Genomic DNA, 20,519 nt, shown 5'->3' with positions numbered 1-20,519 from the left:
TTCCTCGCAGCCCCCAAACCAACCAGTCTTCGAGAACTAGACCTCAGTCATCATCCCCAGACTTAAAGAAAACCACCTGCTTCACCGTGTGGTCATCCTCATTCTTACGCTTATTCACCCGCGTCTCCAACTCAGGATTGGTGGACGGCGGCTCGGCATCCGACACCGCGTCGGTAAAGCCGCAGGCCACGCACTCGCGCACCTGGTCGTCGTCATCGGTGGTGTACATCATGATCTTGTCCATCTCCGCGCAGCGGGGGCAGACAGCGCCGGCGATGAAGCGTTTTGGACTCGCCATAACTAAACTCCGGAAATAGGTAACCGACAGTCTTTACGACTGCCGGAACACATTGGCTCAGGCGGCTTCGTCCGTGATGCCGGATTGTTTCAACAGGGCATCCACCTGGGGTTCCCGACCACGGAAGGCCTTGAACAGCTCCATCGGCTCCTGGGAACCGCCTTTCTCCAGGATATTATGGAGGAAGGAGGTACCGGTCTCGGCGTCAAAGATGCCTTTTTCCTCAAACAGTGAGAAGGCATCCGCCGCCAGCACTTCGGCCCACTTGTAGCTGTAATAGCCAGCTGCGTAACCGCCCGCGAAGATATGCGAAAACGCGTTCGGGAAGCGGTTGAATTCCGGGGCCTCGATCACCGCAATTTCTTCCCGCACCTTACGGTGCATGTCCAGCGGGTTAGTGGGTGCCTCCTCGCTGAATTCCGCGTGCAGGCGGAAATCGAACAGGGAGAACTCCAACTGCCGAACCATGCCCATACCGGACTGGAAGTTCTTCGCCGCCAGCAACTTCTGCAGCAGATCCTCTGGCAGCGGTTCACCGGTTTCGTGGTGCGAGGCAATCAGCGCCAGCGACTCCGGATTCCAGCACCAGTTCTCCAGGAACTGGCTCGGCAGCTCGACCGCATCCCAGGCCACACCATTGATGCCAGAGACATCCAGCACGTCGACCTGGGTCAGCATGTGGTGCAGCCCGTGGCCAAATTCGTGGAACAGGGTGGTGACCTCATCGTGGGTCAGCAGCGACGGCTTGCCGTCCACCGGCGGCGTGAAATTACAGGTCAGGAAGGCTACCGGCAACTGCAACTGGCCACGCAGATTGCGCCAGCGCACCCGGCAATCCGCCATCCAGGCACCGCCACGCTTGCCCTGACGGGCAAACAGGTCGAAGTAGAACCAGGCCAGCGGCTCACCGTTACGACTGATGCAGTAGGCGGTAGCGTCTTCGTGCCAGGTCTCTACCTCTGGTTTGGCTTCAATCTGCACGTCGAACAGTTTCTCCGCCACCCGGAACAGCCCCGGCACCACCTTATCGACCGGGAACCAGGGCCGCAGGGTTTCCGGCGAGATGTCGTAGCGCTGCTGGCGCAGTTTCTCGCTGTAGTAGCCAACATCCCAGGCCTGCAGATCGTCGACGCCGTACTCGTCACGGGCGAAGGCCTTGAGTTCGGCGTACTCCTGCTCGGCTACCGGCTTGGACTTGTCCGCCAGCTGGTTCAGGAAATCCAGCACTTCATCGGTGTTGCGGGCCATCTTGGTGGCCAGCGACCGCTCGGCGTAGTTATTGAAGCCCAGCAGCTTGGACAGGGAGTGACGACGCTTAAGGATTTCCGCCATCAGCGGCGTGTTGTCCCAGGTGCCGGCGTCCGGGCCCTGATCCGATGCGCGGGTGACAAACGCCTCGTAGACTTCCCGACGCAGGTCGCGGTTGTCGCAGTAGGTCATGACCGGGAAGAAGCTGGGGAAATCCAGGGTGATGACATAACCGTCCAGCTCTTTCTGCCGGGCCGCCTGCTTGGCGCCGTCGATGGCACTCTCCGGCACGCCGGCCAGCTCACTGGCATCGGTGATGTGTTTGTGCCAGTTCTGGGTCGCGTCCAGCACGTTGTCGCTGAAGCGGTTGGACAGCTCCGCCAGCTCCCGGGACAGAGCGGCGTACTGCTGTTTCTGTTCTTCCGGCAGGTCCACACCACCGAGATGGAAATCGCGCAGGGTGTTTCCCACCGACTTGCGCTGGGCTTCACTCAGGTCCCTGAAATCATCGCGTGCGGCCAGTTTCTTGTAAGCCTCGCACAGGGCAGCGTTCTGGCTCACCTCGGTGCTGTACTCAGTGATTTTTTCCAGGCAGTTCTTGTAGACCTTGCGCAGGTCATCCGAGTTCTTCACCCCGTTCAGGTGCGAAATCACCGACCAGGCATTACTCAGGTGGTCGTCCAGAGCCTGCATCGGCTGCGCCAGGGTTTCCCAGGTCGGATCGTCCTGCTGCGCCAGGGTGGCGATTTTCATCCGGTTCTCACTGAGAATCTGATCAATGGCCGTTTCCATGTGCTCGATACGGACATGGTCGAACTTCGGCAGAAGATCTTGAGTCAGTAACGGGTTATTCATAGGTCCCCTTCTCAGCTATTCGTGGGTAAGGTAGTTTCTTAAAATCTTGCCTCGGGGCAAGGCACCTGTGGGAAGATCTTTTCAAAACCCGCTCAAGCACGTCCATGTGACGCTTGAGCTCCGCCATCCATGGCTCCGCACAGTTTTGAAAAGATCTTCCCACAGGCACCCCGATCCACCGGGTAATTCCAGTAAGGATATATGTAATGACGAATGTACGTTCTCACAAGGGCAAAGCACCACAATTTGGTGAACGCAGCTGGATAGATCCCAGCGCCGTGGTGATTGGCGATGTCCAGACCGGCGACGATTGTTCGATCTGGCCAATGACCGTGGTGCGTGGTGACATGCACCAGATCCGCATCGGCGACCGCTGCAGCGTCCAGGACGGCTCGGTGCTCCACATCACCCACGCCAGCGACTACAACCCCGGTGGCTACCCGCTGACCATCGGTGACGACGTCACCATCGGCCACAAAGCCCTGCTGCACGGCTGCACCGTAGGTAACCGGGTACTGGTGGGCATGGGCTGCATCATTATGGACGGCGCCGTGGTGGAAGACGAGGTTATCGTGGCGGCCGGGTGCCTGGTGCCACCCGGCAAGACCCTGGAATCCGGTCACCTGTACGTCGGGTCACCAGCGAAAAAGGCGCGGGCGCTGACCGACAAGGAGCGGGGTTTCTTCACCTACACCGCCGGGAATTACGTTCGGCTGAAAGATGATTACCGGGCGGAGCAAGAAGTCTGACCCAGGTCAAAAAATGGACAACAAGGTCCTTGAAAACGGTTTGGGTGATCCTACATTCGCTAATAGCAGGAGTTCACGGATAACCATCCGGCTGGCGCCACCGGTGTTGGGCAGTTCCGCGAGCGAAGCTGAGACGCAGTATGCAGATTCGTAATCGTGAATGAGGAGGTATCGCCATGAGCAACCTTACCCGCTGGAATCCGGTCCGAGAATTCGACGACCTGATGAACCGTTACAACCGTATGTTCGGCCCGAATTGGGGCGGCGAACGTGAAGGCAAGGATCTGTTCAGTCGGAGCGACTGGGCACCGGCTGTGGACATCAAGGAGACCGCCGAAGCCTTCACCATCGATGCCGAGCTCCCGGGCATGGCAAAGGACGACGTCAAGGTGACCGTACACGACGGTGTGCTGACCATCGAAGGTGAACGCAAGCACGAAGAGGAAACCAAGGACAAGAAGCAGCATCGTATCGAACGCTTCTACGGCAGCTTCATGCGCCGATTCACCTTGCCGGAAAATGTCGATGAAAACAGCGTGAAAGCCAACTTCAAGGACGGCCTGTTGACGCTAACGCTGCAAAAGTCTGAGCCTAGAGAGCCCAAGGCCATCGAGGTGGATGTCCAATAAGCTCAACCGGGCTCAAGTGGTGACGCCGGGAACTCAGTTCCCGGCCGTCGCCGACCGTTTAGCACCAGCCTGTTCCAGGGCCTGGGCGTAATCAACACTGCGGCGATGCTCGGAAATCAGGTCGAGAATAGTCTCACCCTGCTCGTTCACCGCGTTCAGATCCCGGCCTGCCGCCACGAAGAAGCCGATAAATCGCTCGAAGTCCCCGGCACGCATGGCCTGATAGGCTTTGAACAGGGCATTGAAATCGGCATTCTTGCTGCTGTCATAGGGATCAAGGGCGAGAAAGCTCTTTACACGCTCATCGCTCCATTCCTCACCGATGACTTTAGGCTTGTCGGGTCCGCTCATAATCGCTCTCTCATTGCCGGATTCGTTAGCGACTGGCTTCATTGCTATGGCGAGCCAGTCTCGGGCGAAACAGTATAAGGATCTGAAACCAAGTCAGTTATATAAATTCAGCATGAGAGTGTTCGCCCAGGCTATAAGAGCTTGACGCTTTTGGTCGCTTCCATGTCGTAATGGTCCCACCCGCCCGCATCAAACGCAGTCACATTGAAGCTATCAGCAACCCGCCCAAGGGGAGTTAGCCATGGCTGTCAATATCGAGCAAGCACTGCAGGACCACCCACAACAGCGCGCCGGAGCTGCACGGCAACCCGACACCGTCGACCAGACCGACCGCAAGGTTCCGATTAACCTGCGCCAGTCCGGGCCAACGCCGGTGGAAATGCTCATTTCCACCCGGGTACGCAAGTCGCCGTACTGGCACCTTGCCTACGAGGCCGGTTGCTGGCGCGCCACCGTCTACAACCGGATGTACCACCCACGGGGATACGTCCGGCCCGAGCATGGCGGCGCCATGGTCGAGTACGACTCCCTGGTCAACGACGTGACCCTGTGGAATGTCGCCGTGGAACGTCAGATCCAGGTCAAAGGTCCGGATGCCGAACGTTTCGTGAATTACGTGATCACCCGCGACGCCACCAAAATCAAACCCATGCGGGGCAAATACGTCATCCTCTGCAACGAGGACGGCGGCATTCTCAACGATCCGGTGCTGTTGCGGGTAGCAGAGGACGAGTTCTGGTTTTCACTGTCCGACAGTGACCTGGAGCTGTGGCTGCGCGGTGTCAATATCGGCATGGGCTTCAACGTCAGCATTGCCGAGATCGATGTGGCTCCCGTGCAGATTCAGGGGCCGAAATCCGAAGCCCTAATGGTCGACCTGTTTGGTGAGAGCGTCCGCGAGCTTCCCTTCTACGGCCTGATGGAGGGCCAGGTGGCGGGACATGATGTGATCGTATCCCAGACCGGATTTACCGGCGAGAAGGGCTATGAAATCTACCTCAAGGACGCCACCAAACACGCCGAGGATCTCTGGTACACCGTGCTTGCGGCGGGTGTGCCCCACAACCTCCGGGTAATCGCCCCGGCTCACCATCGACGAATTGCCGCTGGCATTCTGTCCTGGGGCCAGGACGTGGACGCCGAGACACTGCCATTCCAGTGCAATCTGGCCTACCAGGTGCCGCGCAACAAAGACGCAGACTACATTGGCAAACGGAGGCTGGAGGAAGTGCGCGGGCAATTGGAGGCAGGGCGTCCACCATTCACTCACACCATGGTGGGAATCCGGTTCGGCGGCGGCCAGGTCACCGATTATGCCAACGATTTCTGGCTAATCAGCAGACCGGACGGCGGCGCGGCCGAAGGATATGTGACCTCGCCCTGGTATTCGCCGGAACTGGAAACCAACATTGCGCTGGCCTATGTGCCATTCGACCAGCGCGCACTCGGCACACGTCTCCTGGTGCACCTGCCCGTCGAGTATGCCGGCGCAGATGGCTCTACAGAGGTCGAGGCCGAAGTAGTGGAAGTGCCCTTCCGCCCGTCTGTTAACCCGAATGCCAGGGAGCGCGCCCGTGCCAAGGGCATCGATTTTGCCGACTGACAGCCGGTGTCTGCAGGCGCTGGTGCGCTCGGCGTCGATTGAAGCGACGCCGCGCCAGATCCTGACGGCTGAGCATCTGCCAGAGCTGTTACCGGCAGGCACCCCGGTGTATGTGCCCTTCCTCCCGAGGGGGCAGTTCAGTGACAGTCTTGCGGCCTGCCGCCGGCTGTCGGAACTGGGTATGCAGCCGGTGCCTCACCTGCCGGCCCGGATGGTAGAGAGCCGAGGACAACTGGACGACTGGTTGGCTCAGCTGCACGAAAGCCAGGTTGACCGCTTACTGCTGATCGCCGGCGACCGCGATTCGGTTGCCGGTCCTTTTCCGGATACCCTGGCGGTGCTCGAATCCGGCATCCTGACCCGGTTCGGTTTTCAGGGTATCGGGTTCGCCGCCCATCCGGACGGCCATCCCAGGGTCGACCGCAGCTCGTTGACCCGCGCCCTCGAACTCAAACAGGAATATGCCCGCACGAGTGGAACACACCTGTGGGTGGTCACCCAGTTTACCTTCGATGCCCAGGTCATCATCGACTGGCTGCAAAAGCTGGGCACCCTCCTGCAAGAGGTGCCGGTTTACATTGGCCTGGCCGGCCCAACCCGGGTCCGTACCCTGCTGGCTTACGCCAGCCAATGTGGCATCGGCGCCTCGACCGTCGCACTGTTGCGCCAGCCCGGCAGCGCCCGACTACTCCGGGCCTGGCGCCCCGATGCCATGGTGCGATCCCTGGTGCAGTATTGTCAGGAAAACCCGGAAACGCTTCTGAAGGGCATACACCTATTCCCATTCGGCGGTTTGCACCAGTCGGCGCAATGGATTCAAGATCACGGCCGGTCCCTGGAGGACCATAGGAGATAGGCCAATGGGCTCTCAATACAGTGAGCAGACCGCCAACACGCCGGTGCTGGAGAGCCTTCCAATGGCGCCAGCGACGGACATCGAGATCGCGCGTTCGGTGCAGCCTCAGTCGATCCTGCTCCTGGCTCAGCAGCGATTCGGATTGCCGGCCGAAAGCCTGGTGCCCTTTGGCCACTACAAGGCCAAGCTGGATATGGCCTATGTGGACACCACCGATACCGCATCCCGTGGCAAGCTGGTGCTCGTCACCGCGATGACACCGACGCCAGCAGGCGAAGGCAAGACCACCACAAGCGTGGGCCTGAACGACGGTCTCAATCGTCTGGGTGTGAGTTCGTCGGTCTGCCTGCGGGAACCCTCCCTCGGGCCCTGCTTTGGCATGAAGGGCGGTGCCGCTGGCGGGGGCTGGGCTCAGGTCATCCCGATGGAAGATATCAACCTGCACTTCAACGGCGACTTCCACGCCATCACCACCGCCCATAACCTGCTGGCCTCGCTGATCGACAATCACATCCACTGGGGTAACGAAGCCGGACTGGACCCGCGCCTGATCAACTGGCGCCGTGTGCTGGATCTGACCGACCGTTCGCTGCGGAACCTGGTCTGCGGACTGGGCGGCAAGGCCCATGGAGTGCCCCGTGAAACTGGTTTCGACATTACTGTGTCGTCCGAAATCATGGCCATTCTCTGTCTGGCAGAGGGCCACCTGGATCTGCGCCGGCGACTGGGCAACATGATTATTGGCCAGCGATCCGACCACTCCCCGGTCACCGTCCATGACCTCGGTATGGAAGGGGCCCTGTCGGTCATTCTGAAAGACGCCCTGCAGCCTAACCTCGTGCAGAGCCTCGAACACAACCCCGTGTTCATCCATGGTGGGCCGTTCGCCAACATCGCCCACGGCTGCAACTCGGTCAACGCGACCCGGGCCGCACTGGCCCTGAACGACGTCGTCGTGACCGAAGCAGGCTTCGGGGCGGATCTGGGGGCGGAAAAGTTCATCGACATCAAGTGCCGGCACTCGGGCCTGCAGCCCGATGCCGCCGTTCTGGTGTGCACCGTCCGGGCCCTGAAACTCCAGGGCGGGGTGGCCCGTAGCCGGCTGTCAGAGCCCGACCTGGACGCGCTTCGCGCTGGCTCCGCGAATCTGGAACGCCACATCATGAACCTGCAGCAGTTCGGACTTACTCCGGTCGTCTGCATCAATCGCTTCCCCGGGGACACCGCGGAGGAAATCACGCTGATACAGGCCATCTGCCGGGACCTGGGCGTGCGCGCTGTGCCGGCGGATCACTGGGCCGCCGGCAGCGATGGCGCCACAGAGCTCGCTCAAGCCGTGCTCGATCAGCTTAGAGACGAGGTGCCCGCTGTGCGTTTTCTGTACGACGACAGCCTGCCGCTGGCGGAGAAGATTGAAACCATCGCCACCCGAATCTATCACGCCGGCCAGGTCGAGTTCTCGGCACAGGCCAGTCGACAGCTGCGGGAGTACGAGGCCCTCGGCTTCGGGTATCTGCCGGTCTGCATTGCCAAGACCCAGTTCAGTTTCTCCGTGGATGCCGGGTTACTGGGAGCGCCGTCCGGCCATACGCTGCCGGTCAGGGAAGTGCGGCTGGCGGCCGGTGCCGGGTTTGTGGTGGCGGTCTGTGGCGACATCATGACCATGCCGGGACTGCCACGGCGGCCCGCCGCCCTGGATATCCGGCTGGACGAGGATGGCCAGGTCGTCGGATTAACCTGAGCCGACGTGTTGTTCGCAGGTACCGTAGGTTGACTCGGTACTGGCGCGTCTGAGTGCCTCGCGCGAGGCCGATGGCAGCTGAGGTCCGGTGTCGGTCAGCGCTTGACCGGCCATGGCCGGAGCACAGATATCCACACGCTCCTGTCTCGGTGCCCGGCCCATGGTTTTGCGGTAACAGCGGCTGAAATGCGTGGCCGAAACGAAGCCACACATGGAAGCAATCTCGACGATTGAGCAGGACGTCTGTTTCAGCAACCGTCGGGCACGGTTGAGACGGACCCGCAGATAGTACCGAGAAGGTGTGCACCCGAGGTGTTTCAGGAACAATCTTTCAAGCTGGCGGCGGGAAAATCCGGCCAGAGCGGCCAATTCATCGAGCTCGATCGGCTCCTCGATGTTGGCCTCCATCAGTTGCGCGACCTCCGCAAGCCTGGGTTGCGAACTGGCCAGTCTGGGCAGCATCGGCACCGGCTGGGAGTCAGACTCCTCACGAACCCGATCACAGACAAACATATGCGATACCGCGGTGCTCAATTCGCGACCATGACGGCGGGCCAGAAAACTCAGCATCATGTGCATGGGGACTGTGCCCCCGGTGCAGGTCATACGGTCCTGTTGCAGGGTGAACAGACGGTTGTTGGTCTGTACCCGTGGGAACCGTTCCTGTATCGCTTCCAGGCATTCCCAGTGGGCGCTACAGGAATACCCGTTGAGCAGCCCGGCGCTGGCCAGGACATAGGCCCCGGTGCACACGGCGCCCAGCCGGACCTGCAGGCGCGCCTGCCGTTTCAGCCAGGCCACTTCTCCGGATGAAAAGCTGTGAAAAACGTCTATACCGGCCACGACAATAACCAGATCGAACCGGTTATCGCCCCGCGTGCCCTCATCGGGCATCACCGTCAGGCCGTCACTGGCACGTACCACTCCGCCGTCAATCGACAGCAGCTTCCAGGTGTAGAGTTCCGTGCCGGCCAGCTGGTTCGCCATGCGTAGCGGTTCCAGGGCCGTCGCGAGGGCAATCAGCGTGAAGTTATCGATCAGCAGAAAGCCGACCCGATAGGGTGTCGGAGCAGACCTGGGTGCAGATAAACCTGGATCGTTGGACACAATACATCCTCCTGACCCTAACACTAGTTGACTCTGTTTGATCGGACAACGTCGCCACGGTTCCATTGTAGTCGCGTTCGCGGGTCAGGACTTCACCCGCTCATTATCCGGATCGAACAGTGCCCGATAGCCAACAGATTCCACTCGTATCGGATAATGCTCCTGGAAATACTCCAGAATCAGTTCCCGACCCTCCTGGGCGTACTCCTGGGGCAGATAACCCAGCAGGATGTTCTTTCCCACCGACGGTCCCCAGACAATGCTGGTGTTATAAGAGCGTCGCCCGTGGCTGTCCACCAGTACCTCACCGGTTTGGGGGTCCAGGATCGGCCACTGCCCCACCGGGTAACGCGATACGCCCGCGGCATCTCGATGCTCGGTCATGGTCATGGTGCACAGATAAGCGGCCTGTCGGGGTAGTTCCCGCTGTTGCAGGTAGGCGCTCTTGCCAAAAAAATCCGCGTCCTTGACCTTGGGCCGGGCCAGTCCGGCTTCGTAAAGATTGTACTCCACCTCCAGATCGACGTTCTGCAGGCGCAGACTCTTCTCAAGCCGACGGGTATTGGCGTAGGTTTCGATGCCAACCGGGACCACACCCGCGTCGTACAACAAGTCCCAGACCTTCAGGCCGTAACTGAACGGAAAATAAAGCTCCCATCCCTGTTCGCCGACGTAGGAAATCCGGAACGCCCATACCGGCACTCCCTGCAGCTCAAGTTCCCGGGCGGTAGCGAAAGGAAAATTGTCATGGGACAACTCGTCCGGGTTACTGACCAGTGCGGCCAGGGTTGCCCGAGCCTTGGGCCCCCAAAGACCCAGAGTGGCCAGGCTGTCGGTGCGATCATCTAAGCGAACATTGTTGAATCCGTGGGCCCGGGCCATACGCGTGATCCAGCAATAATCCCGGTGACCGGTGTCACCCCCGCAGACCACCCGGTAATCGTTATCGCCTCGCCGGATAATAGTCAGGTCAGAGCGGACGCCACCTCGGGCATCCAGAAAGTGGGTATACACACCTTTGCCGTTGGGCGTGCTACCACCGACTTTGGCCACCGACAGGAATTCGAGCAACGCTTCGGCGTCCACACCGGAGACATCGAAAATGGCGAAATGGGACAAGTTGATCATACCCACCGATTCACTCATCTCTAACTGTTCGGCGTTCGACACCTCCCAGAAATGGCGGGCATCCCACTCATTCTCCCGCACAGGGATACGGTCGCGGAACTTCGGCAACAGTCTGGCTTCATTGGCGGCATATCCGTGGGCCCTCTCCCAGCCCGCCGCTTCCATGAAGTAGCCACCGAGTTCCACCTCTCTCGGGTAGAACGGGCTCGTGCGCATCCTGCGACCGGTCTCGTAGGGTTCGCGTGGGTGCACCGCCGGCGTGTATATTTTCTTCGCGGTTTCGTAACAGCGGCCATAAACGTAGGCCGGGGTTTTCTGGAGCGGGTAATGACGGGCAATATCGACGCTGTGCGGATCCATTTCCGGACTGCCGTGGGTCATCCAGTCCGCCAGCACCTTGCCAGCGCCGGGGCCATCCTTGACCCAGACCGCCTCACAGAACCACAGGTTACGCACTTCCGGGGACTCGCCTATGAGCGAGCCACCATCGGGGGTCACCGACAGCAGTCCATTAAACGAGTGTTTCTCTTCCCACCCCAGCTCGCCCAGAATCGGTGTCATTTCGATGGCTTTTTCGTAGGCGCTCATGACCTGATCCAGCGACAGCTCGCGCATGGAGGGGGACATCCGGGCGTCACCGGGTTCGGCGATCGCGCCAGGGTAGACCAGTCTCGGATTGTCGGCCTCGTAATAACCCCATTCGATCCGGCCGCCCTCGGTCGTGGTGGGATCGCCGGTGTCACGTACGTACGCTGAGTTACCCTGGTCGCGGAACAGCGGATATACAATCTGTTTGCCGGTGCCCGCCAATGCCTCATAGGGGCCAAAGAACAGTAACGGGTGCTCCAGCGGCATCAGCGGCAGTGCTGCATTCGCCGTGTTGGCCATGAGTGGCCCCCAGATGCCCATGGCCAGGACCACATACTCAGTCTCGATATAGCCTTTGTCGGTCTCAACCCCACGCACCTGACCGTCCCGTACATCAATGCGGGTGGCCGGCGTATACGGGAACACCTTCAGTTTGCCGGTTGCCACCGCCTCCTCGACCAGATCCCCGGCCACTGTCTGGGAGCGCGGAACGACCAGGCCGGCATCCGGATCCCACATGGCGCCCTGAATCTGACTTTCATCCAGCAGTGGAAACAGCTCCTTGGCCTGTGTTGGTGAAATCATGCTGACGTTGGTACCGAACGCCTTGCCCGACCCGACTTTGCGACGTAGCTCGTCCATGCGCTCGTCGTCGTCCACCCGGGCCACCTCCATGCCGCCACACTTCACGTAATTGCCGCGTTGTTGGTAGAAGGCCTGGCTGTATTTGGTGGTGTAAATGTTCAGTTTGTCGTGAGAGGTAGTAAAGCAGAAATCCGACGCGTGCGACGTGGAGCCGATGTCCGTGGGAATGGCCGATTTTTCCAGGCCTACGAGATCGTCCCAGCCTTGCTCAATCAAATGATGAGCGACCGACGAGCCGACAATCCCACCCTGGCCGATAATAACGACTTTCGCGCGTTTCGGTAGCTGTGCCATCGCTGCCCCCTCCTTTACTCAATCGCGGCCGGTGCGTTCAGGCCATGGCCACCGCACTCTGATTCAATGTGGCCCTGATTGGCTCTCGGAGGTGAATCCAATACGACATTCAGCCGTCCAAAAACGGCACAATCTCCACAGAGGGTTTTTCGTTCGCTTTCAGATCGGCGCACTCTGGGTCACGAATAGCAATTTCGACCCGGCGGTTCAGTGCCCGGTTTTCTGGCGAGTTATTTGGCGCCAGCGGGTTGGTCTCCGCCCGCCCGGCGGCCACCACGCGGTCCGCCGGCACTTGGCGATTGAGCACCAGTTCGTGCACCACCGACACTGCCCGCGCAGCGGACAAATCCCAGTTGGAACGAAACCGGTCGCTGGATATTGGACGGTCATCGGTGAAGCCGGAAACAAAGACATTGCCCTGGCAGTTGGCCAATACCCCCACCACCCGCTCTATGATTGGGATCATCTCTGGCTTGATATCTGCCGCCCCCGAACGGAAGGTCGCCTCTTCGGAAAACCGGATAACCACCTGTTGCTTGTCGTAATTAATGCTTAGGGCATTGGACGCCACCTCTGACTCCAGTTCACTGACCAGTCGACTGGCCAGGTCGATAACCCCGCCCGGAATCTTGGTGTCGGTCTCAGCCACGGCACGTTCGTCAATAAACTCCGGCTCCGCCGGCTGACTGTCACTGGGCTCAGGCTGGGATACGGAGTTCGATTCGACCGGGGTGATCGGCGAGCCCCCCACGTCCTGGCCCACCACGTTGCTGGAGCCCAGAGCCACGGCCATGGAATTGGCCATGGCCCGGTACTTGTCCACATCCATCTCGGCAAATGACAGTAGCAGGATAAAGAAGGTCAGCAGCAGCGTCGCCAGATCGGCGAAGGTAACGATCCAGGCCGGGGTGCGGCTCTTCAGGCGGCTGCGGTTCTTCTGCTGGACAACTTCCAATGCTTCAGGCCTCCCGCTCCGGCGCCAGAGCCATGCGATGATCGGGGTGCACAAACGAGGACAGCAGTTCGGTCATGACCCGCGGGTTCTCCCCGCGCATGATGTTTTTGGTGGAGGTGATGATCAGCATCTGATTGCGGGTTTCGTCTTCCGCCTTGAGTTGGAGCTTGTCCGCCAGGGGCAGCGCGATCAGCTGGGCAATGAAGGCGCCGTAGAGGGTGGTCAGCAGGGCAATGGCCATGGCCGGGCCAATAGCAGAAGGATCGTCGAGGGTATTGAGCATCTGCACCAAGCCGATCAGGGTGCCGAGCATGCCAATCGCCGGGGCTGATTCGCCAATGCCCCGGAACACCCGTTCCGCCACTTCGTAACGCTCGGATATCTGCTGGGCCTCCTGGGCCAGGGCCTCTTCAACCAGCTCCGGCGGGTGGCCATCAACGCACAGGTTGATCGCCTTGCGCAAAAAGCCATCGTCGGTCTCGTGGTTTTCCAGACCAAGTATACCTTCCTTGCGAACCACCAGGGCCAGGGCGCCGACCTCCCGCACCAGCTCCGCCGGCCGCGCCACCCGATCGGTAAAGGCGGCGCTGAACGCGAGCCGGAACGCGCTCATCACCGAGGGCATACGGAACTTGATCAGGGTGACCGCGAAGGTGCCGCCAAGGACGATCGCCAGGCCCGGCAAGTTCAGGAACGTCAGCAGTGAGGCGTTGGCCAGCATGGCCATGGCCACGATCAGTACACCGGCAACCAGCCCGACGAGGGTAAGTATGTCCATTGAAACCCCTTTAGGAAGATGACCTTGAGCCTAGCCCAAAACCCGACCACAGGCTCAGTCGTTTCGTAACTCTTCGATAACCGGTGCGGTTTCCGGCTGCACGCCGCGCCAGACCCGAAACGATTCCGCCGCCTGCTCCACCAGCATGCCCAGGCCATCGAACACCCGCCCAGCCCCATTGTCCAGGGCCCACTGGTTAAACGTGGTGGTCTGCAAAGAGTACATCATGTCGTAGATCACCGTTTCGCTACCGATCACAGTTGGCGACAACGGCGGCAGGTCACCCTGAAGGCTGGCGCTGGTGCCATTGATGATCAGGTCATAGGGCTGATCCGGCCGCTCGAATCCGACCGCGTTTATCTCGACCCCTGGGGCGACCGGTGCGAACAATTGCGCCAGGGCCTCGGCCTTGGCCACGGTTCGGTTGGCGATGGTCACTGAGGCCGGCTGCTGCTGCAGAATCGGACCCAGCACGCCCCGGACCGCACCGCCGGCACCCAGCACCAAAACGCGGGCCCCATTCAGGCGAATACCGTGATTGCGGGTCAGATCCCGAACCAGACCGCAACCATCGGTGTTGTCGGCGGTCAGACGGCCCTGATCATCCCGGTACAGGGTATTAACGGCGCCGGCCTTTTCGGCCCGCTCAGTGCGGACCTCGGCCAGCTGCCAGGCCTGTTCCTTGAACGGCACCGTCACATTCAGACCCTTGCCACCGCGCTCGAAGAATTCCCGGACCGTGTCGGCAAAATCCTCCAGTGGTGCCTGGATCGCGGTGTATTCAACGGCCTGGCCGGTCTGGAGCGCAAACAGACTATGAATGCGGGGCGATTTGCTGTGGCTGATGGGGTGGCCGACAACTGCGTACAGATCATTGTTCATGGTTAGTCTCCAGCCAGTTGCGTCCGGTCAGGAAATATTCGGTCAGCCTTGCTTCCTCGGAGCCCGGTTCAGGCTCTCGGCCATAGTCCCAGCGGACCAGCGGCGGCAGCGACATCAGGATGGACTCGGTGCGGCCCCCGGACTGCAGGCCAAACAGGGTGCCTCGGTCATACACCAGGTTGAACTCGACGTAGCGGCCCCGGCGATAGAGCTGGAAATCCCGCTCACGCTCGGTGTAAGGCAGCGCCATGCGGCGGCGGACAATGGGTTCGTAGGCGTCGATGTAGCTGTTGCCCACCGACTGCATGAGCCCGAAGTCCTGGGCGAAATCACCGGTGTTGTGGTCATCAAAGAACAGGCCACCAATGCCCCGCGGTTCGTCCCGGTGCTTGAGGTAAAAATAGTCGTCACACCAGTGCTTGAAGTGGTGGTAGAGGCCATCGCCGAACGGCTGGCAGGCTGCTCGCGCGGTCTGGTGCCAGTGCACGCAGTCGTCCTCGAAGCCGTAATAGGGGGTGAGGTCGTAACCACCGCCAAACCAGTACACCGGTTCGGCGTTGGGAGGCGTGGCCATGAAAAACCGCACATTGGCGTGGGACGTCGGCACGTAGGGGTTGTTCGGGTGCATCACCAGGGACACGCCCATGGCCTGCCAGGGCGCTCCGGCCAAGTGCGGACGATGGGCGGTGGCAGACGCCGGCATGGTTTCCCCCATTACGTGGGAGAAGTTCACCCCGCCCTTTTCGAAAACCTTGCCATCGGTGATGACCCGGCTGACACCGCCGCCACCCTCGGGCCGGTCCCAGGCGTCACGAACAAAGGTAGCCTCGTCCTCGAACGCCTCCAGACGGCTGCAGATACGCTCCTGCAGGCCCAGCAGGTAGTGTTTGACGGCGTTGATGTCCGGACTTTGTGACATGGATTCTCCTAGCGAAGCTGCTGACCACTGACGATATCAATAATCCGGCTGGGCTGGCGATTGCCACCCAGGGCCCCGGGTACAATCCGGTCCAGTTGGTCGCCAAAGTAGCGGCGAACCTGCCAGGAATACCTGGCCGGCTGGCGGCCGGCGGGGTTGCAGGAGGTCGAGACCAGGGGCCGGCCCGCCTTTTCGCACAGGGCGCGCACCACCGGATGATCGCTGACCCGCACCGCGATGGTGCTATGGCGGCCGCGCACCCACTCGGGCACCTGCTCGTGCACATCCGGCAGCAGACAGGTAACCGGCCCGGGCCAGTGCTGCTCGGCTTCGCGCTGCATCTCTGGGGACAAAGGATCAAGCAGGAACCGGACTTGCTGTACCGACGCGGCGACCAGGATCATGCCCTTGTCCATGGGCCGCTGTTTCAGTTCCAGGATGCGTTCAACCGCGTCCTCGTCCCAGGGATCACAACCCAGGCCCCAGACCGCTTCGGTGGGATAAGCGATGACACCACCGCCAGCAAGGGTCCGATAGGCGCACTGTAACTGCCAGTCACTGAGGGGATTGGGTGCCGTCATGTTGATCTTCGTCAGCTGAAATCGAAAGTGATTCTGACACTGGGTTCAGGCAATGCGCAGGAAGCCGCCCGGAGCCGAGCCCACCAGCCCCTGCAGCTCCAGCAGCAACAGGGCCTGCATGAGCTGATCGGCGGGCAGGCCCGTCGCCGAACTCAGTGCATCGGTTGATTGCGGATCATACCCTAAAGCCTCAAACACCGCGATTTCCCGACTGGCCAGGCCGGCGCCCGGTTTCGCCACAGGAGCGGCCGCAGTCAGGCCATGGTCCGGGCTGGTATCGACCCGGCACTCGCCCTGAAATGACCACCAGGTGCCCAGTTCCTCCAGGATATCATCGACGGTTTCCACCAGCCGTGCGCCCTGCTTGATCAAGTGGTGGCAGCCACGGGCAACAGGGCTGTGCACCGAGCCCGGGATTGCGAACACTTCCCGGCCCTGCTCCAACGCCAGTCGAGCGGTAATCAGGGAGCCGCTTTTCAGCCCGGCCTCGACCACCAGGATACCCCGGCTGAGGCCACTGATGATCCGGTTGCGCTGGGGGAAATGAGCGGCCCGGGCTGGGGTACCGGGCGGGTACTCCGACACCATCAGGCCCTGATCGATCACCCGCGCCGCCAACCGACGATGCTGGCTCGGGTAAACCCGGTCGAGGCCGCACCCGATCACCGCCACGGTGGGCGCGCCGGCATCCAGGGCCCCGGCGTGGGCCGCGCCATCGACCCCCAGAGCCAGACCACTGGTGATCACCAGATTGCGGCGACTGAGTTCCGCGGCGAAAGTCCGAGCATGATCCAGCCCGGCCCGGGTGGCATGGCGACTGCCAACCACCCCGATCTGGTCCTGGCTGAGCAGACTCGAGTCGCCCTGAGTGTAGAGCACCAGGGGCGCATCGTGGATATGACGCAGGGGGTCAGGAAACAGCGGGTCGGCCGAGGCAATCACGGAAATGCCCAGACGTTTGCAGTCCTGCTGAATAGTCGCCACCTTCGCCACCACCGGGTGCTGACTGTCACCGCTTTGCCAGGCCTGGATCGCGGCTGCGGTTTCCGGTGGCAGTCTAAGGGCCTTTAGGGTCGCAGGGTTCAGAGCCAGCACATCGGTGAGATCTGGATAGGCGGCGCTGAGATCGCGGCGCAGACGCCGGCCGAACTTGGGCAGACAGCTCAGCAGTTGCCAATCGGCGGTGTTACAGATGGAGGCACCCGAAACCCGGGTGTCGGGGTGGGATTGATCGGTCAACATTGTCATCCTTGCAAACGAAAAAGCCGGGCCTTCCTGGCCCGGCCAACTTCTAATTTTTAAACTCTGGTTCTTGACCCCTGCGGTTCAGGGGTTGGTTACCTTGTCACCAACAGAGAGCGCACGGGTGGCCTGCAGTACGAGGCCATAACTCATTTTCTCGTAGGCCTGGAAGATCATCATCAGGCCGGCGCGCTCAGAGGGCAGCTCGATGGTTTCCCCGGTGACCGGATCCCGAACCATGTTGCCACTCTTCAGAACCGACATGACGTTGCCCGGCTCCAGACCATCACGCTCACCACGGTTGATGGTGACCACGTCGAACTGGCCGATCTGGCTGACACCGCCGTCCACGGCGATCATCTGGCCATCCACGTCCTGGTCCGGCGCGCTGGGTACGAAACTGGTGGAAATGGGCCGGTTTACGCTGGTCAGCAGACGGTCGCCAATGCGGATTTCCTGGTTGGACTTGGTCAGGCGCAGGGTCAGCACGTCGCCGTTTTCGGCGGTGACATTGCCAGAACCTATGCTGCGTGCTTCCAGGCCCAGGAATTCCCCGGTCTCCGGATCAACAAATTCCTTGGTGCGACGGAAAATCCCGACTTTATCGGCAGGCTTGTCGCCACGGGCGTAAACGCGATCACCGGCACCGGTAATGATGCGGCCATCTTCCCCTTCCAGCACGTAAGGTGCGTCGTTCAGCTCAGCCGGGGTCACAATGCGGGTGTCGGTCAGAAAGCTGCTGATAGCGTCAAGCGGAATGGCCGGAATCGGCGTATCGATGGCTTCGGAGCGAATCTGCGGTGACAGCTTGACGACATCGCTGGTGGCAACCTTGGTCACCCGCGGTTTGCCATCGATGTATACGAGGGCAAGACGATCGCCCGGATAGATCAAGTGCGGGTTCTTGACCTGAGGATTAACGTGCCAGATCTCGGGCCAGTACCAGGGGTTGTTCAGAAATCGGCCTGAAATATCCCACAGCGTATCACCCTTCACGACAGTGTAGCGCTCGGGATGATCGGACCTCAGCTCCGGTGCAGCGTGGGCCCAGGAGGTGAACAGCAGCGTAAATGCTGCCAGAGCGTACAGCAGTTTCCTCATTGTGTAAGTCCTTGATCGCGTGCCTTGAGTCTTTGAGTTCTGTTGGGATGCAGCCAGATGCTTGCAGCTTATTACGTTGTTATTCCTGATACTATAGAAGAAGTCCCGGAATTTGTGATGTTATCTTTTGTTCTTCCAGTAAATTCTACCCGGGCGCCGAAAGATTTTAGCTATTAACTGATCAGTTTGTACTCAATCGACGAATTATTGGATAATAGCAGTATCGCGTTAGCGCGGCCGGCAACCGTTGAATCCTGCGGTTGCATCCCGATTATAGTAGGTAACGGGTGATTTTTTGCGCAGTACGCTGTCGCATTTTAGCGATCAGTTGCACTTGCTTTCAGAAAGTTACACATCCGAATCTGCAAGGACTATGTAAAAGGGACAGTAGCGCCAACACTGAACACAGTCAGACAGGTTTAAACACGAGCGACATGATACTAGATATTCTCGAATACCCGGATCCCCGCCTGCGCACCATTGCCAAGCCGGTGGACGAGGTCACAGACGACATCCGTACGCTGATCGACGACATGTTCGAGACCATGTACGATGCGCCCGGCATAGGCCTGGCGGCGACTCAGGTCAACGTGCACAAGCAGATCATCGTGATGGATCTGTCCGAAGACAAGAGCGAGCCCCGGGTGTTCATCAACCCGTCGGTTGAAGTGCTTGATGGCGATCTTGAGGACATGCAGGAAGGCTGCCTGTCGGTACCCGGCTTCTACGAAGACGTCAGCCGTATCGAACACGTCATGATCCGAGCCATCGATCGGGACGGCAAGCCCTACGAACTCGAAGCGCGGGGTTTGCTGGCGGTCTGTATCCAGCATGAGATGGACCACCTGAACGGCAAGCTGTTCGTCGATTATCTCAGCTCCCTGAAGCGCAACCGGATTCGCAAGAAGCTGGAAAAACTGCATAAACAGAGCGCCTGACCGGCAAGCGGTTCGCCGTTCTTGCAGGACTACAGACCTCGGACCGGGTTACGACCCGGTCTTTTCGTATTCAACGAGACAGAGACTTCAGCACCGTGCGACTTGTTTTTGCCGGCACCCCCGATTTTGCTGCCATCGCCCTGAAAGCCCTGCTGGGCACCCACCACACCGTTGTCGGTGTTTATTCCCAGCCGGACCGACCCGCCGGTCGTGGCCGCAAGCTGATGCCCAGCCCGGTCAAACAGGTGGCCCTGGACGCCAACATCCCGGTGTTCCAGCCGGAAAGCCTGAAGTCCGAGGCAGCCCAGCAGGAACTGGCTGCCCTAAAACCGGACGTGATGATCGTAGCGGCCTACGGCCTGATCCTGCCCAAGGCCGTGCTCGACATTCCCACCCACGGCTGCCTCAACATCCATGCCTCGCTGCTACCGCGCTGGCGCGGCGCGGCGCCGATCCATCGCGCCCTGGCCGCCGGCGATCAGGAAACCGGCATCACCATCATGCAGATGGATGAAGGTCTGGATACCGGCGCCATGCTGCTGAAATCGATGACCGCCATTGCCCCCACCGATACCGGCGGCAGCCTGCATGACCGCCTGGCCGACCAGGGTGGCGAAGCCATTGTCGAAGCCCTGCGATTGCTGGAGAAGGGCGAATTGGCCGGTGAAGCCCAGAATGACGATTTTGCCTGCTATGCCCACAAACTGGTAAAAGACGAAGGCCACATCGACTGGACCCGGAATGCCGCTGACATTGAACGCCTGGTCCGCGCCTTCAATCCCTGGCCCGGCACCTACACTGATCTGGATACCCAGCGCATCCGCATCCACGCCGCCACCGTGCTGGACGAAGACAGCCAGCAGCCGCCGGGTACGGTGCTGCGCCGGGAGCGCGAGGGCATCGACATTGCCTGTGGTACCGGCACCCTGCGGATTGTCCGGGTGCAACTGCCTGGCTCCCGGGCCCAGAGCGTGAACGACCTGATAAACGGCGGCAAACAACTGCTGTTGCCGGGCCAGGAGCTGCACTGA

19 protein-coding genes are annotated in these 20,519 nt (G+C 60.5%); 7 read left to right on the top strand and 12 right to left on the bottom strand.

The features are described from left to right. Nucleotides 1-43 precede the first annotated feature (43 nt). Nucleotides 44-298 (bottom strand): YheV family putative zinc ribbon protein, encoded by a 255-nt coding sequence (locus FCS96_RS07600; protein ID WP_138439763.1) that lies wholly within the window; start codon nt 296-298, stop codon nt 44-46. Nucleotides 299-355: 57 nt separating this feature from the next. Continuing rightward, entirely contained in the window at nt 356-2,401 is a 2,046-nt protein-coding gene (prlC, locus tag FCS96_RS07595) for an oligopeptidase A (RefSeq protein ID WP_138439762.1), read from the bottom strand. 206 nt (nt 2,402-2,607) lie between these two features. On the opposite strand from prlC, the gene FCS96_RS07590 reads away from it, so the two are divergent. Together FCS96_RS07590 and FCS96_RS07585 are read left to right on the top strand one after the other, a co-directional pair. Further along, on the top strand, nt 2,608-3,150 hold the full coding sequence (locus tag FCS96_RS07590) for a gamma carbonic anhydrase family protein (protein ID WP_138439761.1): 543 nt from the start codon (nt 2,608-2,610) through the stop codon (nt 3,148-3,150). A 176-nt stretch (nt 3,151-3,326) separates the two neighbouring features. Beyond that, nucleotides 3,327-3,779, top strand: coding sequence for an Hsp20/alpha crystallin family protein (locus tag FCS96_RS07585; RefSeq protein ID WP_138439760.1), 453 nt, complete (start codon nt 3,327-3,329; stop codon nt 3,777-3,779). 33 nt (nt 3,780-3,812) lie between these two features. On the opposite strand, the gene FCS96_RS07580 is transcribed toward FCS96_RS07585, so the two are convergent. Beyond that, nucleotides 3,813-4,130, bottom strand: a complete 318-nt coding sequence (locus tag FCS96_RS07580; protein WP_138439759.1) for a PA4642 family protein — start codon at nt 4,128-4,130, stop codon at nt 3,813-3,815. Nucleotides 4,131-4,371: 241 nt separating this feature from the next. On the opposite strand from FCS96_RS07580, the gene FCS96_RS07575 reads away from it, so the two are divergent. Genes FCS96_RS07575 through FCS96_RS07565 form a run of 3 tightly spaced genes read left to right on the top strand, consistent with a single transcriptional unit; the run spans nt 4,372 to nt 8,330 of the window. Then, the gene (locus tag FCS96_RS07575) at nt 4,372-5,733 is read left to right on the top strand and encodes a glycine cleavage T C-terminal barrel domain-containing protein (RefSeq protein WP_138439758.1); all 1,362 of its coding nucleotides are present in this window, start codon (nt 4,372-4,374) and stop codon (nt 5,731-5,733) included. Next, on the top strand, nt 5,705-6,589 hold the full coding sequence (locus FCS96_RS07570) for a methylenetetrahydrofolate reductase (RefSeq protein WP_228264050.1): 885 nt from the start codon (nt 5,705-5,707) through the stop codon (nt 6,587-6,589). The genes FCS96_RS07575 and FCS96_RS07570 overlap by 29 nt, the downstream gene beginning before the upstream one ends. 4 nt (nt 6,590-6,593) lie before the next feature. Further along, complete coding sequence (locus FCS96_RS07565; protein WP_138439756.1) at nt 6,594-8,330, top strand: formate--tetrahydrofolate ligase; 1,737 nt, start codon at nt 6,594-6,596, stop codon at nt 8,328-8,330. On the opposite strand, the gene gbdR is transcribed toward FCS96_RS07565, so the two are convergent. The 9 genes from gbdR to FCS96_RS07520 all read right to left on the bottom strand — a co-directional run bounded on the left by gbdR (nt 8,322) and on the right by FCS96_RS07520 (nt 18,550). After that, nucleotides 8,322-9,437, bottom strand: a complete 1,116-nt coding sequence (gbdR, locus tag FCS96_RS07560) for a choline metabolism transcriptional regulator GbdR (RefSeq protein WP_228264049.1) — start codon at nt 9,435-9,437, stop codon at nt 8,322-8,324. The genes FCS96_RS07565 and gbdR overlap by 9 nt on opposite strands. Before the next feature lie 84 nt (nt 9,438-9,521). Continuing rightward, nucleotides 9,522-12,092 carry a GcvT family protein gene (locus FCS96_RS07555; protein ID WP_138439754.1) on the bottom strand — a complete coding sequence of 857 codons (2,571 nt, stop codon included), beginning with the start codon at nt 12,090-12,092 and terminating at the stop codon, nt 9,522-9,524. A gap of 109 nt (nt 12,093-12,201) precedes the next feature. Continuing rightward, the gene (locus FCS96_RS07550) at nt 12,202-13,047 is read right to left on the bottom strand and encodes a flagellar motor protein MotB (protein WP_138439753.1); all 846 of its coding nucleotides are present in this window, start codon (nt 13,045-13,047) and stop codon (nt 12,202-12,204) included. 4 nt (nt 13,048-13,051) lie between these two features. Then, a complete protein-coding gene (locus FCS96_RS07545) occupies nt 13,052-13,825 on the bottom strand; it encodes a motility protein A (RefSeq protein ID WP_138439752.1) in 774 nt (257 codons plus the stop codon). Nucleotides 13,826-13,879: 54 nt separating this feature from the next. Beyond that, entirely contained in the window at nt 13,880-14,707 is an 828-nt protein-coding gene (gene aroE / locus FCS96_RS07540) for a shikimate dehydrogenase (RefSeq protein WP_138439751.1), read from the bottom strand. Next, nucleotides 14,697-15,626: an oxygen-dependent coproporphyrinogen oxidase gene (hemF, locus tag FCS96_RS07535; RefSeq protein WP_138439750.1), complete on the bottom strand. Its 930-nt coding sequence runs from the start codon at nt 15,624-15,626 to the stop codon at nt 14,697-14,699. Before hemF ends, aroE begins: the two co-directional genes overlap by 11 nt. Before the next feature lie 8 nt (nt 15,627-15,634). After that, nucleotides 15,635-16,207, bottom strand: coding sequence for an L-threonylcarbamoyladenylate synthase (locus tag FCS96_RS07530; protein WP_138439749.1), 573 nt, complete (start codon nt 16,205-16,207; stop codon nt 15,635-15,637). A 45-nt stretch (nt 16,208-16,252) separates the two neighbouring features. After that, nucleotides 16,253-17,449 carry a DNA-processing protein DprA gene (dprA, locus tag FCS96_RS07525; protein ID WP_228264048.1) on the bottom strand — a complete coding sequence of 399 codons (1,197 nt, stop codon included), beginning with the start codon at nt 17,447-17,449 and terminating at the stop codon, nt 16,253-16,255. An 84-nt stretch (nt 17,450-17,533) separates the two neighbouring features. Then, the gene (locus FCS96_RS07520) at nt 17,534-18,550 is read right to left on the bottom strand and encodes a LysM peptidoglycan-binding domain-containing protein (RefSeq protein ID WP_138439747.1); all 1,017 of its coding nucleotides are present in this window, start codon (nt 18,548-18,550) and stop codon (nt 17,534-17,536) included. Nucleotides 18,551-18,984: 434 nt separating this feature from the next. On the opposite strand from FCS96_RS07520, the gene def reads away from it, so the two are divergent. Beyond that, nucleotides 18,985-19,488 (top strand): peptide deformylase, encoded by a 504-nt coding sequence (gene def / locus FCS96_RS07515; RefSeq protein ID WP_041339780.1) that lies wholly within the window; start codon nt 18,985-18,987, stop codon nt 19,486-19,488. Between the two features lie 95 nt (nt 19,489-19,583). Beyond that, nucleotides 19,584-20,519 carry a methionyl-tRNA formyltransferase gene (gene fmt, locus FCS96_RS07510; protein WP_138439746.1) on the top strand — a complete coding sequence of 312 codons (936 nt, stop codon included), beginning with the start codon at nt 19,584-19,586 and terminating at the stop codon, nt 20,517-20,519.

It is taken from the genome of Marinobacter alexandrii, from assembly GCF_005871205.1.
In the GTDB taxonomy this organism is placed as follows: Bacteria; Pseudomonadota; Gammaproteobacteria; order Pseudomonadales; family Oleiphilaceae; genus Marinobacter; species Marinobacter alexandrii.
The sequence above is the reverse complement of the archived record's forward strand: the minus strand, read 5'-3'. Positions and strand labels throughout refer to the sequence as shown.